The organism is Archangium sp. (genome assembly GCF_036389735.1).
Lineage (GTDB): Bacteria > Myxococcota > Myxococcia > Myxococcales > Myxococcaceae > Archangium.
This window is the reverse complement of record NZ_DASVWK010001055.1, coordinates 1-13,377: the sequence shown is the minus strand read 5'-3', so window position 1 is coordinate 13,377 and position 13,377 is coordinate 1. Positions and strand designations below refer to the sequence as shown.

Annotated in this window: 13 protein-coding genes and 1 pseudogene; 9 read left to right on the top strand and 5 right to left on the bottom strand. The window is 68.0% G+C overall.

The window, feature by feature from the left end:
- Positions 1 to 277 precede the first annotated feature (277 nt).
- On the top strand, positions 278 to 517 hold the full coding sequence (locus tag VF794_RS37800; protein WP_331118227.1) for a hypothetical protein: 240 nt from the start codon (positions 278 to 280) through the stop codon (positions 515 to 517).
- 9 nt (positions 518 to 526) lie between these two features.
- Here the strand turns inward: VF794_RS37800 and VF794_RS37795 are convergent, their stop codons facing one another.
- On the bottom strand, positions 527 to 1,414 hold the full coding sequence (locus VF794_RS37795; RefSeq protein ID WP_331118226.1) for a DMT family transporter: 888 nt from the start codon (positions 1,412 to 1,414) through the stop codon (positions 527 to 529).
- Positions 1,411 to 2,547: a TPM domain-containing protein gene (locus tag VF794_RS37790; protein WP_331118224.1), complete on the bottom strand. Its 1,137-nt coding sequence runs from the start codon at positions 2,545 to 2,547 to the stop codon at positions 1,411 to 1,413. The genes VF794_RS37795 and VF794_RS37790 overlap by 4 nt, the downstream gene beginning before the upstream one ends.
- A gap of 161 nt (positions 2,548 to 2,708) precedes the next feature.
- On the opposite strand from VF794_RS37790, the gene VF794_RS37785 reads away from it, so the two are divergent.
- Positions 2,709 to 3,083 carry a hypothetical protein gene (locus VF794_RS37785; RefSeq protein WP_331118222.1) on the top strand — a complete coding sequence of 125 codons (375 nt, stop codon included), beginning with the start codon at positions 2,709 to 2,711 and terminating at the stop codon, positions 3,081 to 3,083.
- Position 3,084: 1 nt separating this feature from the next.
- On the opposite strand, the gene rtcR is transcribed toward VF794_RS37785, so the two are convergent.
- Positions 3,085 to 4,722, bottom strand: a complete 1,638-nt coding sequence (gene rtcR, locus VF794_RS37780; RefSeq protein WP_331118220.1) for an RNA repair transcriptional activator RtcR — start codon at positions 4,720 to 4,722, stop codon at positions 3,085 to 3,087.
- A gap of 144 nt (positions 4,723 to 4,866) precedes the next feature.
- Between rtcR and VF794_RS37775 the strand changes: the two genes are divergently transcribed.
- Positions 4,867 to 6,099, top strand: coding sequence for an RtcB family protein (locus VF794_RS37775; RefSeq protein ID WP_331118219.1), 1,233 nt, complete (start codon positions 4,867 to 4,869; stop codon positions 6,097 to 6,099).
- A 133-nt stretch (positions 6,100 to 6,232) separates the two neighbouring features.
- Positions 6,233 to 7,252: an RNA 3'-terminal phosphate cyclase gene (gene rtcA / locus VF794_RS37770; protein WP_331118217.1), complete on the top strand. Its 1,020-nt coding sequence runs from the start codon at positions 6,233 to 6,235 to the stop codon at positions 7,250 to 7,252.
- A 24-nt stretch (positions 7,253 to 7,276) separates the two neighbouring features.
- Here the strand turns inward: rtcA and VF794_RS37765 are convergent, their stop codons facing one another.
- On the bottom strand, positions 7,277 to 8,116 hold the full coding sequence (locus VF794_RS37765) for a hypothetical protein (protein WP_331118215.1): 840 nt from the start codon (positions 8,114 to 8,116) through the stop codon (positions 7,277 to 7,279).
- Positions 8,117 to 8,444: 328 nt separating this feature from the next.
- On the opposite strand from VF794_RS37765, the gene VF794_RS37760 reads away from it, so the two are divergent.
- From VF794_RS37760 to VF794_RS37740, 5 genes are all read left to right on the top strand, one after another.
- Positions 8,445 to 9,569, top strand: coding sequence for a hypothetical protein (locus VF794_RS37760; RefSeq protein WP_331118213.1), 1,125 nt, complete (start codon positions 8,445 to 8,447; stop codon positions 9,567 to 9,569).
- 151 nt (positions 9,570 to 9,720) lie between these two features.
- Complete coding sequence (locus VF794_RS37755; protein ID WP_414641012.1) at positions 9,721 to 9,933, top strand: hypothetical protein; 213 nt, start codon at positions 9,721 to 9,723, stop codon at positions 9,931 to 9,933.
- Between the two features lie 302 nt (positions 9,934 to 10,235).
- The gene (locus VF794_RS37750) at positions 10,236 to 10,655 is read left to right on the top strand and encodes a hypothetical protein (RefSeq protein ID WP_331118210.1); all 420 of its coding nucleotides are present in this window, start codon (positions 10,236 to 10,238) and stop codon (positions 10,653 to 10,655) included.
- 32 nt (positions 10,656 to 10,687) lie between these two features.
- Positions 10,688 to 10,978, top strand: a complete 291-nt coding sequence (locus VF794_RS37745) for a rhodanese-like domain-containing protein (RefSeq protein WP_331118208.1) — start codon at positions 10,688 to 10,690, stop codon at positions 10,976 to 10,978.
- A gap of 299 nt (positions 10,979 to 11,277) precedes the next feature.
- Positions 11,278 to 12,663 carry an aldehyde dehydrogenase family protein gene (locus VF794_RS37740; RefSeq protein ID WP_331118229.1) on the top strand — a complete coding sequence of 462 codons (1,386 nt, stop codon included), beginning with the start codon at positions 11,278 to 11,280 and terminating at the stop codon, positions 12,661 to 12,663.
- A gap of 291 nt (positions 12,664 to 12,954) precedes the next feature.
- Here the strand turns inward: VF794_RS37740 and VF794_RS37735 are convergent.
- Positions 12,955 to 13,377 (bottom strand): annotated as a pseudogene (locus VF794_RS37735) (hypothetical protein); the annotation flags it as partial.

The following is a 13,377-nucleotide window of genomic DNA, read 5'->3' as shown; positions in this document are numbered from 1 at the left end:
CTGGGCGCTCGAGGTCGGGCAGAAGAAGACGACGCGGTACTCACGGCTGTCGACGGTGGGTTCCATGCGGGAACTGCTCCCGTGGCGCGGGCGGGATGGCGAAAAGAGGAGCACTCCCACGGCCTGGAGCGCAAGCGGGTAATTTGAGGGAGGGCGGACGGACTGCTACACGGGACGCATGTCGATCACGCTCTATATCAAGAACGGTTGAACGGGATGTAAGTCAGCGCGGGAGTTTCTCGCGCACAAGACGGTGCGGGCGGAGGTACGGGAGCTGGTGAAGAAGCCGTTGAGCGAAACCGAGGTCCGGGCGCTGGCGGCGAGGCTGGGAGGGGTGCGGGAGCTGATCGCCCCCAAGAGGAAGGCGGAGCTGGGGGCCCTGGGGGAGGAGGAGCTGGTGCGACACCTGGCGGCCAACCCGAACCACGTGAGGAGACCCCTCATCGACACGGGCAAGCAGCTCCTAGCGGGCTTCACGGCGGACGTGAGGGCCGCGCTGGACAAGGAACTGGGCTGAGCGTCCGGGTCACCCCGTACCCGTGGTGGGAACCGACGCCTCCTGTACGGGGGCGCGCGGCTCACTGACGACCCAGACGCCGGAGACGAGGACGATCGCCCCGCCCAGCATCCCGAGGGGCCCGAGGGCCTCGCCGAAGACGAGCTGCCCGAGGAGGGCCCCGGTGAGGGGCTCCAGGTACATGAGGGCGGAGGCGGAGGCGGCGGGGACGCGGCGGAGTCCGGCATAGAACAGACTGTTGCCGACGATGCCGCACAGGACGCTGCCGGCGACGACCAGGAGGAGGTTGGAGTCGAGCGCGGGGGGCAGGGCGTCGCGCCCGAAGACGAGCAGCAGGGCCACGCCCGAGATAGGGGCGTGCAGGGAGTTGATGGCCAGGGGCGAGTACGCGCGGGAGGCCTCCTTGGACGCGAGGACGTTGGCCATGAAGAAGAGGGCGCTGCCGCCGCCGAGGAGGGCGGTGCGGGGGTCGGCGAGGCCGCCCTGGGGAGTGCCCAGCAGGAGCGCGAGGCCAACGAGGGTGAGGGGGGCGCCGAGCAGGGCGCGGGCGGAGCGACGCTCGCGCAGCACCCAGGGGGCGGCGAGGGCGATGAGGAGGGGGGCGAGGTAGTGGGTGAGGACGGCGACGGTGACGGGCCCTCGCTGGACGGCGGCGAAGAAGAGGGCGGCGTTGGTGGCGTCGCACACCCCGAGGACGCCGAGCGCGAGGGTGGCGCGGCGGTCGCGGAAGGCCTCGCGGCGCAGGAGGAAGGGGGTGGGCAGGGCCATGACGGCCATGACGAGCAGGGCGCTCTGGGGGCCGGAGAGCCCGGTGGGCCGCAGGAAGAGGGGCCAGCACCCCCAGAGGGTGGCCCCCATCGCGACCAGGAAGAAGAACCTCACGTCGATGGACCTCACCAGCTCCCGCTGGAGCCACCACCCGAGGACCTGCCTCCACCGAAGGAGCTGCCGGAGGACCTGGAGCCGCTGCTGGAGGACGGGCTGGGGCGGGTGAGCTTGGGAGTGCTGCGCGTGAACTCGTTGCGGTAGTGGCAGTGCTTGCAGGTGACCGTCACCCGCACCTTGCCCCCGTGGTCATAGGTCGCCGACACGAGGGTGGTGCTCGACTCCGACTTCGTCTTGTAGTCGCAGCTCGGGCAGGTCGAATAGGAGGTGAGCCAGGCCCCATAGCGCTCCACCTGGGCGTCCTGGCAGGAGTCGCACCACCAGACGTCGTAGTCCACCGAGCCCAGGTTCTCCTCACGCCGCTGTCCCGCGTCGAGGTGGTCATCGTCCGTGTCCTCATCGAGGCGCTGGCGAGGCTGCCGGCAGCCCTCGCAGATCCGGGGGCGCCGACGCAACCAGCGACGCAGGCCCGCGACCCCGATGACGAGGCCACCGGCACCACTCCCGAAGAACCAGGGACTCACGTCCGTCCAGTCTGTCGACTGCCTGTAGTACTCCGGGGGGCTGCGCGCACGGAAAGGCGTCGGGTCGTAGAAGGCCTGGGCCTGAGGTGCCTGCTGCGCGACGGAGGTAGCGCCCGAGGGTGCGTTGAGGGGGGAGGATTCGAGCAGTCCGGCCAGACCCCGGGCTCCCGCGAGCACGGCCCCTGCCGGGTCTCCGCGCTTGAATGCGGGGACGATCTCCCCAGACATCAAGGCGTCGCTTCGGCCCAGGTCCGAGGGGCCGTCGACACCGTTGCCGAGGATGATCTCCGCCTTGCGGTCCTTCAGGGCGATGAAGAGGAGCGCGCCATCATCGCGTCCGGCATGGCCGATGCCCCACTGGTTGAAGAGTTCGGTGGCGAAGGTGCGCGGGTTGCGCCCTCCGGTGGTGTTCACCACGGCGACGGCGAGCTGACCGAGGCCCTTGTCGTCGACCTCCTGGCCCCACTGGTTCACGCCCGCGAGCGTCGAGGAGGACATCGTCCCCGTGGTGTCCACCGACCAGGAGCCCGGCCGGGGCCGGGGAATCGAACTCACTGTCTCGCCTTGGGCGGGGAGGCCCAGGGCGCAGAGCAGCACGGTGCAACAGAGAAGGACGCGCATGGGCCCCAGCATACAGCGACTGACGGGTCGGATTCTCGACGCATCGCATGGAGCCAGGGGCGTATCTCCTACCTCTGGGCGATGCGCGAGGGAGCCCGCGTGTCCAGGGTGCCTCGCCAGCGGTTGAACCAGTACACGCGGAGGTGGTGGCGATGAGGCGAATGGTCATTTCGTGTATGGCGGTGCTCGCGCTGTGGCTGTCGGGGTGTGCCAACTGCGAGCAACTCCAGGAGGGCGCCGAGGCCCTGGTCTCCCACTATGGCCGTTGCCGCGCTGGCGACACCTGCCAGACGGTCGATCTGCTCTCCGTGGCTGGCGGGCTGAACTGCCTGGGCGCGTTCCAATGCTTCGGCGCGGTCAACGCGGACGCGAACCTCACCGAGTTCCAGCTGCGAGCGCGCCGCCTGGCCCAGCAGGCGTCCTATGTCTGCCAGCCGGGGGAGTGCGTCACCGCCAGCTGCGCGGACCCGAGGGAACTCGAGCCGGTGTGCGACACGGAACTCGGCCAGTGCGTGCTGGTGCCACGCCAGCCGTGAGTCATGCCGCGGTGTCGATGCCGTGCCTGGTGACCTCGGCCCAGTCCAGCCCGAAGCGGGCGAGGTACTTCCGCAGCCGGTCCGCGTCGTTGGTGCTCTTCTTCTGCGCCCGGGACTGAGCGAAGAGGGCCCGGCCCGCGTCGGACAGCGAGCGGGCCTGACGGCACACGTCGAGCACCTCCGCGAGCTGTGCCCGGTCGAACCGGTCGAGCTCCGCCGCTCGCTCCTCTCCCAGCACCTGCACCACGAGGTCCACCGTCGACTCCCGCCGGGGCCCGCTCTTCGCCCACGCGGCGCGCAGCCGCTCCAGCTCCTCGTCCACGCCCTCGCGGGTGATGCGCCCGCCGGGGGCGAGCGTGCCCATGCGCAGCACCGCCGCGTTGAGGTCCCGGAAGTTCCCGCTCCAGCGCGCCTCGGGCGAGGTGGCGAAGCGCAGGAAGTGCTCCTGCGCCTCCTTGTTCATCGTCACCCGTGTCCCCATGGCCTGCGAGGCCTGGTCCAGCTCGTAGAGGAGGTTGGGAGGGATGTCCTCGGGCCGCTCGCGCAGGGGCGGTAGGCGGAAGGTCCACAGGTTGATGCGGGCGAGCAGGTCCTCCCGGAAGCGCCCGTGCTCCACGTCGGCCTGCAAGTCCCGGTTGGTGCCGGCGATGAGCTGGAAATCACTCTCCACCTCCTTGTCCGAGCCCACTGGCAGGAAGCGCTTGTCCTCGAGCGCCCGCAGCAGCATGGCCTGCTCGTCCGCGCCCAGCTCGCCAATCTCGTCGAGGAAGAGCACGCCGCCGTTCGCCTGACGCAGGAGCCCCGGCCGATCTCCCACCGCCCCGGTGAAGGCCCCCTTGACGTGGCCGAAGAGCGCGGACATGGCCCCGTCCCCGCGCAGGGTGGCGCAGTTGATGTCCACCAACGGGCCGCTCACGTGCCGCCGCGCCTTCTTCAATTGGTAGATGCGTTTGGCGAGCTGTGACTTGCCCGCCCCCGTGGGCCCCGTGAGGAGCAGCGGCGCGCGCGAGCTCGTGGCCACCTGCTCAATCCGCTCGATGAGCCGGTTGAAGGCCGGGTTGCGCGTGTCGATGCCCGCCTTGAGGAAGGACAGGCCCTCGCGCTGCTCCTGCTGGAAGCGCCGCGCCAGCGTGTCGTACTTCGACAGGTCGAGGTCGATGATGGCATGGCCTCCGGGGCCGCCATGGTCTCGCCCTCCCGCGGGCGGGGACGACTGCACCAGCCGTCCGGGGAGGTGCCGGCTCTCCACCAGGAGGAACATGGTGATTTGAGCGATGTGCGTGCCGGTGGTGATGTGGACGAGGTAGTCCTCCTGCTCGGGCTGGAAGGGGTATGCCGTCGCGTAGTCGAGCAGCGCGCCGTACGTCTCCTCCAGGTCCCAGGGGTTTTGGATGTCGAGCACCGTGAGGCGCACCCGCGTCTCCGGTGACACCTGGGCAATGTCCTCGGCCACCTGCCGTGCCATCTCGGCATGGGCGCTGGGGTGGAGCAGCTCCAGCCGGTGCACCACCAGGTCCTCCTGCTGGCACAGCCCCACCGTGGGGCGCCACTTCTCCCACCGCTTCGGGCCCCGCCCCGTGTCGAGGATGGTGCCGAGCATTCCGATGACGACCGTCTCTCGCGCCTGGGTCTTCGCCATGCGGATAGAACCTTATCCTGGAGGATAAGGAAGAGGGCAGGGGAATCGTGCGCTCCCTCGGGGAGGAGGCTGGCACGCGGCCTGCTCTACCGCCTCGCGTGCCCGGCACGGACCGGGCGGACGGACTCGGAAGGAGAAGGTGTCATGCAGGCGCGCAACTACGAGGTGGTGACGAACGAGGCGGGTGGGGTGCCCATCAAGGCGTGGACGGTGGGCGTGCCGTTCGAGGACGAGGCGAAGAAGCAGCTGCGTGCCATCTCGTCCCTGCCCTTCCTGCACAAGTGGATCGCCGTGATGCCGGATGTGCACCGGGGTAATGGGGCCACGGTGGGCAGCGTGGTGGCGACGGCGGGCGCGGTGATTCCGGCCGCGGTGGGCGTGGACATCGGCTGCGGGATGATCGCCGTGCGCACCACGCTGCGCGCGGAGCAGCTCCCGGACTCGCTCGGCAAGGTGCGCGCGGCCATCGAGCAGGCGGTTCCTCATGGCCGCACCGACAACGGGGGCCGTAACGACCGCGGCGCCTGGCAGGACGCGCCCTCGTCGCACCGCGAGGCCTGGGCGCGCCTGAAGCCCGGCTACGACGCCATCACCGCGAAGCATCCGCGCATCGACCGGGGCCCGGACCTCGGGCACCTCGGGACGCTGGGGACGGGAAACCACTTCATCGAGGTGTGCCTGGATGAGGCCGGCCAGGTGTGGCTGATGCTGCACAGCGGCTCGCGTGGGGTGGGGAACCGGATTGGAAGCCACTTCATCGAGCTGGCGAAGGAGGACATGCGCCGCTTCTTCATCCACCTGCCGGACCAGGAGCTGGCGTACCTGCCCGAGGGGACGGCGCACTTCGAGGACTACGTGCACGCGGTGAGCTGGGCGCAGGAGTACGCGGCGACGAACCGGGAGCTGATGCTGGGCTCGGTGGTGCGGGCGCTGAAGGCGAGCGGTGAGCTGCCGGAGTTCGAGCTCATGGAGGGGGCGGTGAACTGCCACCACAACTACGTGGCGCGTGAGCACCACTACGGGAAGAACGTCTTCGTGACGCGCAAGGGGGCGGTGCGGGCGCGCGAGGGGGACCTTGGGATCATCCCCGGCAGCATGGGGGCGCGCTCGTACATCGTGCGAGGGAAGGGAAACGCGGAGGCCTTCCATTCGTGCAGCCACGGGGCGGGCCGGGTGATGTCGCGCGAGGCGGCGAAGCGGCGCTTCTCGCTGGAGGACCACGAGAAGGCGACGGCGGGCATCGAGTGCCGGAAGGACGCGGACGTGATCGACGAGACGCCGGGGGCCTACAAGCCGATCGACGCGGTGATGGCGGCGCAGGCGGACCTGGTGGAGGTGGTCCATACGCTGCGTCAGGTGGTGTGCGTGAAGGGGTAGCCCGGCATGGGAGGACACACATGAGGGGATAGAGACATCGAGATGCCCGCTCTCTCCGAGACTTCGGTCGCTAGGATGAGGGAGCGGGCATCGCTACGTGCGGGCTGGCACGGTGGACTTTGGAGGTACGGAGATGGTTCGCATCGACGGTTCGAAGGGAGAGGGAGGCGGGCAGGTGCTGCGCACGTCGCTGGCGCTGTCCCTGGTGACGGGGACGCCCTTCCAGGTGGTGAATATCCGAGCGGGACGCTCGAAGCCGGGGCTGTTGCGCCAGCACCTGACGGCGGTGAAGGCCGCGGCGGCGGTGGGCAACGCGGAGGTGGAGGGAGCGGAGCTGCATTCGAAGGAACTGACGTTCCGGCCTCGGGGGGTGACGCCTGGGGACTACCACTTCGCGGTGGGGACGGCGGGGAGCGCGACGCTCGTGCTTCAGACGGTGCTGCCCGCGCTGCTGGGGGCGAGTGGGCCGTCGACGTTGGTGCTCGAGGGGGGGACGCACAACCCGGCCGCGCCGCCGTTCGGCTTCCTGGAGAAGGCGTACCTGCCACTCGTGCGGCGGATGGGTCCGAGCGTGGAGGCCACGCTGGAGCGGCCCGGTTTCTTCCCGGCCGGGGGAGGGAAGTTCGACGTCCTCGTGAAGCCCGCGCCGCTGAAGCCGCTGCACCTGCTGGAGCGGGGGAACGTGGTGCGTCGTCAGGCCACGGCGCTGATTACCCAGGTGCCGTTCGACGTGGCGAAGCGGGAGCTGGAGACGGTGGGACGAAAGCTCGGGTGGCTCGCGGAGGAGCGGCGGGTGGAGGAGCTGAAGCGCTCCCCGGGGCCGGGCAACGCGCTGTCGCTGGAGATCGAGAGCGAGCACGTCACCGAGGTGTTCACCGCGTTCGGGGAGCGGGGCGTGCGCGCGGAGGACGTCGCCGAGACCGTGGCGGAGGAGGCCCGTGTCTACCTGGAGGCCGGTGTGCCCGTGGGGCACCACCTGTGTGACCAGCTCCTGCTGTTGCTCGCGCTGGCGCGTGGGGGCTCGTTCCGGACCCTGCCGCTCGATGGGCATGCACGGACGCAGCTCGAGACGTTCGCTCACTTCCTCGACGTGAAGTTCTCCGTGAACGAGGTGTCGCCTCAGGTACGAGAGGTGGAAGTTCGGGGAACATGATTGTCATGACGAGGAGACCGTGGGCTACTCGTCCTTCCCCTCGGGACTCACCGCCCCATCCTGGGTCTTTTCACGCTCGGCAGCCCGCTTCTTCTCTTCTTCCCACTCCGTCAGGGTAGAGGCCACATGGTGGAGCGAATGGCGCTCCAATCTCTTGTGGTGCACCGCGAGGTAGTGCTCCCCAGCGATTGACACGAAGTCGAAAGGAGAGGCTGGGTGTTTCTTCAGCCACTCTTCTGCTTCCGCGCGGGTTTCAAATGATGGCGAGGTGGGAGGTATTCCCCTCGCGGTGAGTTCCTCGACGTACGGCTCCAGCATGTAGTCGCGGTACATGCCGCGAGCGTTGTTTTCGCGGGAATACCAAGCCAGATAATACTCATCACCAATCAGTATGTCCGCGGGGCTGGGTGGCTCCACGAGGCCCCTATGCCATGCCTCCGCCTCATCGCGCGTCGTGAAGTGTGCGATGGCGAGTGGCGCATAGTCGAGGCGGTTGTTGATGTAGTCCTCGCAAGCACCGAGCTGTCCGGTGTCGACGATGAAGTTGAGCAGGTGGATGAGGACGCTCACGAGCTGCTTCTCGGGCGTCTCGTCGAATGCTCTCAGGAGAAGCGCCAGGACTTTTTGCGAGGTTCCATCCTGACGCACCCCAAGGGCGGTGCTCACGTGGGGGCGTGGTCTGGGAGCGATCCCCTTGAGGTAGTCTTCAAACAGGTAGGCTTGGCCCGTTGCGCCCAGGAAATCCCTGTACACGCTCACTTGAGCCCAAAGCCGCTGTTCTTCTTTTCTGCCTTCGATCCCTGCTGCGCGCCACTGGGATGCGGCAAATCGTGATGCGCTGTTGAGGGTATCATGGATGCTCACCAGGTCATCTCCGCGATGGTGAGAGCAGCGGGCATCCCTTGGGGGTTCTCCGCGACGAACACGATTGGAACTTCGTCAGATCGAAGTCCTTGAGCGGCTTCCAATCGTGCGTCCCCCTCCCATCGTGGGAGCGTACTGGTGGTCATGTAGGAGGACTCGGCGTGTTGAGCATACCCGAGGGACATTGGCCCCGGCCTTGTAGGAGGCCATCTTGTGACAGTTGCTCGTGCCCAGGTAGCTTGAAGTGATGAGACTTGCTCTATTGGCGTGTGTCCTCGTCCTCGTTGCCTGCCCCGGTTCGCCCGAGCCCGAGCCACGAGCGCCGGTGATGAAGGACAACCTGGGGGTCGACTTCGCGAACATTCGAGGCCTTGCGATTGGCGCCTCCGTGTCCGCGAGTGCGGTCCGTGTAGAAGACCTCGCGCCGCGGCAGCAGCTCTTCACGCTCGACGCGAACAACCAGCTCCAGCCCGTCAATCTCACCATCGAGGGCACGGGCAACCCCACCGAGCTCTACGACACCCCCAGGTTCGTCCTCATCGTGGTCTCCGGGGTGACGTACCAGGAGCAGACCTGCGCGTCCGTCCTGGTGCGCAAGTCCGACTCGGCCCTGTTCTGCGTGCCCGTTGCCCCCGCCGGTCCCGGGGTGCGCAACGCGGCCCGGGTGCAATGGGGGACCACGGGCGACCTCGTGACGCTCGACAGCGGCAACGCGCTGCACCGGCTCGAAACCACCGGCGACACCCTCCAGCTGACGACGCTTCGTTTTGATGGGGCCGAACTCGTGAACTTCGCCGTGAACGCGGCCGATGACGTGATGGTGAATCTGCGTCAGGACAACGGCACCATCATTCGCGTCTATCCCCGGACTGGCGCGCCCCTGTTCATCACGGCCAGGAACCAGAGCTGCGTGTTCCCGGGGCTTGTCGGGAGCCGGGACTACTACCTCGCGCTGGGCTGGTCGGACAGGACGACCGTCGACCGGGTGGTGGGACGAGAGGATGGGACGTATGCGGATCCCGCCAACGTCTGGATGGAGGGGGCCTCGGTCTGGGACAACTGCGGCGTCGTCTATCGCGATTCGTCCCGGCTCATCGTCCGGGCGTCGACCCGCCCGCTCGAGGTGGTGAATCCGTCCGGGACTCCCCGGGTGCTCTCCGTCCAGGCGAAGGTGGCCCGGGGTGGGGCCTTCTTCAACTGGGGGCAGGACTCGGAGGGGCGGGCCTTCGTGACCCGGTATGACCTGCCGGAATTGACGCCGGTGGAGCTGCTGACGGCGGCGCCCTACCGGCTGGGCAAGGTGGATGTCAGCCCCACGGGCGAGGTCTCCTTCGTCGCGACCCGGCTGTCCGATGGCGTCCGTGTGGTCGGCACCCTTCGGAACGGCACGCTCAACGTCTCCGAGCTGACCCAGTCCCAGCCGGAGATCGTCACGTTGGTGCGCATCAATTGACCGCGGACCGCGCCCCCCGCCTCTCCGTTCACGGACGGTGAGAACCCACGAACGGAGAGAGAAGACCCGCTCCAGGGGGGCGGGTTCGGGCACGCCCGTCCTCCCCAATCGTGATTTAAATGGGGCCGTGGCCGACCTGACCGAAGAGCAGATGAACTCCGCGCTCCACCGCGCCAGCGAGGAGCTGTCGTTCCCCTCGTACTACGAGGCCTGTGTCCGACCTCTGGTGCGCAATCCCGAGGGACATTGGCCCCGGTGCTGTGGCGGCGGCTGTGAGCCCTGTGCGCAGACGCTCATCAAGGTGGCGCAGCGGACCCTGGAGATCCTCGGGACTCCTCGCGTCACGCCCCTCCCGGAGTGGTGAGCACGGGTGCTCCGTCCAGCGCGGCGCTCCTCCTGAACACTCACCTATAGCGGGGCAGGGTTTTGATTTGCCCTTGCAGCCAGAAGAGGAGATCCTCAGCCGTCTTGAATTGCTTGGCGAGTACCGCCGAGCCATGAGGCATATAGGGGCTTGGAAGTGGGAAGGCTCACGCGTCTTTCCAATTGCCACAGCCCCTCCTTTTTGACGGAGAGCTGCAAGCCGTGCTGCTTGAACAGCTGTTGGCGCCAGCACGCCGAGCACGCGCTGCATCGGCAACACGCTGGCGCACGGTGGACGGGCTCTTGCGTGACGCGGATGGGGACGGCGTGGCCTCGGGCGAGGCGCGAAGCGCGTGTGTCGGCACGGACCTGACGGGCTACTCGAGCACCAAGGACGCGGACGACTGCGACAACGCGAACCCAAAGGCCTGGGTTCTCCACCCGGTGTACCTGGACGCGGATGTCGACGGCGCCGGAGATGGCGAGCGCGTGCTTCGCTGCGGAGGACAGACGCCCCCTGTGGGCACCTACGCCTCGGCCACGGACTGCGCGCCCTCGGATGGCTGGCGCTGGCGGATGCTGCCCTACGCGCACCGGGCGTGTATCGGCAAGGAGCGGCCGGTCGGCTACTCCATCTACGGGTTCGACTCGAATGACTCTGACGCCAAGGTGACGGAGTCCACCGAGGACGCGGAGCTCCTGGAGCAGCTCATCGCCTGGTGAGCTAGGCTGGTGCGTCCCTGAGGAGGGAACTCATGCTTCGTCGATCCGAACGGATGCTCGTGTGGGGGTTCGCCGCGCTCGTCGTGGGAGGGTGCAGCAAGTCCACGCATCCGGCCGTGAAGGAACTCACTGTCGCGGAGGCCGTGGCGTCGCACAAGGCGGGAGCGGTGTTCGTGGATGCGAACACCGAGGAGTTCCGTCAGAGCAATGGCAAGGTTCCTGGCGCGCTCCTGCTCGCCAACTACCGGACGTACGACGTGAAGTCCGTACTGCCTGGGAGCAAGGACACCCCGCTCGTCTTCTATTGCAGCAACAAACGTTGAGGCGCGTCCCACGTTGCCGCCGGTCGGGCGGCCGAAGAGGGTTACACGAAGGCGTTGGTGATGTCCGAGGGGCTCAAGGGCTGGATGGACGGAGGAAACCCCATCGAAAAGGTTCCGTGACCACAGGGTCGCCCCCTACGAATCGTCTGACACCCTGGGTCAGTGGATCCGCGGATCTCCCTTCGTCTGGAGCTGAGCGGCCTCTCGAGCAACCACCAGTCAACAGAGGGGGCCTCGTTCCGGGCGAGGCCGACAGGGTGCGGGGGCAGGGCCTTGCCGGGAGCATTACCTTGCCGGCCATGACTACCCTTACTGTCGACAATCCGTACACCGGAGACGTCGCCTGTTCCGTCCCGCTCGCGGACGAGGCGACCGTCAACACCGTTCTCGATCAGGCTCGCGCCGCCGCCCGGGCCGCGCGCTCGACCCGTCTCTCCGAGCGCAAGGTGTGGTGTGAGCGCATGGTTGCCGCCATGGAGGCGCGCGCCAACGACATCGCCCTCGATATCTCCCGGATGATGGGCAAGCCGCTCGGCCAGGCGCGCGGCGAGATTCGCGGGATGGCCGAGCGTGCCCGCTACATGATCTCCATCGCCGACTCGGCGCTGGCGGACCTCGTGCTGCCGGACAAGGCCGGCTTCGAGCGGCGGATCGTCAAGGAGCCGCTGGGGGTGGTGCTGGATCTCCCCGCCTGGAACTACCCGCTGCTCACGGCGGTGAACGTGGTGGTCCCGGCGGTGCTGGCGGGCAATGCGGTGGTGGTGAAGCACTCGCCGCGCTCGCCGTTGTGCGGTGAGCACTTCGCCCGAGCCTTCGCCGAGGCCGGTGCGCCCCCGCACCTCGTCCAGGCGATGCACTGCGACCACCCCACCAGTGAGCGCATGATGGGAGATGCGCGCGTGGACCATGTCGTGTTCACCGGCTCGGTGTACGGTGGCCAGCGACTCATCCAGGCCGCCTCCAAGCGGTTCCTCCACATGGGCCTGGAGCTGGGGGGGAACGATCCGGCCTACGTGGCGGCGGACTGCGACTTCGACAAGACTGTGGAGAACGTGGTGGACGGCGCCATGTACAACGCCGGGCAGAGTTGCTGCGCGGTGGAGCGCGTCTACGTGCACCGCTCCCTCTACAAGCGCTTCATCGAGGCCTGTGAGGTGCTGGTGCGCGGCTACGTGCTCGGCGATCCGCTGAACGACAAGACGTCGCTGGGGCCCATCGCCCAGCCCAACCATCCGGCCGAGCTGGAGCAGCTGGTGGAGGACGCCCGGCGCAAGGGAGCCCGCGTGGTGGCCGGCGGCAAGCGGACCCAGGTGGATGGCAGGGGCCGGTTCTTCGAGGCCACCCTGATCGCCGACCTGGATCACTCGATGCGGCTGATGAAGCAGGAGTCGTTCGGGCCGCTGCTGCCCATCGCCCCGGTGGATTCGGACGAGGAGGCGCTCGCGAAGATGAACGACTCGGAGCTGGGCCTGACCGCCAGCGTGTGGACGAAGGATCGCGAGCGCGCCGCCCGCTTCGCCTCCCAGCTCGAGTGCGGCACCGTCTACATGAACCGCTGCGACTCGGTGGATCCGGCGTTGCCATGGATTGGCGTGAAGAACTCGGGACGGGGGCACAGCTTGAGCACGCTCGGGTTCGACCAGCTCACCCGGCCGAAGTCGATCCACTTCCGGCTGTCGTTCTGATTCCGGGCCCGCTGTTCCTCCGAGAGCGCTGGGTTTCTCGGAGGAGCCCACCGGGGGCGATTTCACGGGCCCCCGCGCGCCGGAGCCTGCGTTCATTCCAACGGCTGGAAGTGACTTCGCTTGTAGACGTCTACAAGCGGTGTCGTGTTTTGTCCCACATTTGCCTACGTTGCTTGTAGACGTCTACAAGCGAAGCCGGCGAGGACCCGCGAATCAGAATGCACGGCTGAGCGCGGATGGGCGGTGAAGACGAGAAAACCCGGGTGCCAGAAGCGAGGGGCCCCGCGCCACTCACGGCTCAAGCGACTGGGGTGGCGGCTTCGAGGCCAGAATGGGCAAGTAGCACTTGCCCTTGTGCTCATAGAGTTCATCCGGGCACGGGGCTTTGAGCTCGTGAGGCCCCCAGCAGGCCCCCACCAGTTCTACCTGGACGTAGCGAGTGCAGGGGGGGCGCTTCTGCCCTTTGAAGGGCTCGCTCGGCAGCGGTCGGGCGAGCACGGATTGCTCCTGGGGCGTGGCGTCCGCGAGCCAATCGCTGACGAGCGGAGCCGGCTTCTCGGCGGCCGTCGACACTGCATCGCTCATGGGTGTTGGCGCGGCGCTCGCCATGGGCTCCGGGCAGTCTGGGGGGTTGGACACAAGGGCCGGACGCACCAGCGCGAAGAGCAGGGCGCCCACCGCGGCGGCGCTCGCCAGCGCCAGCCCCAGGTGCCA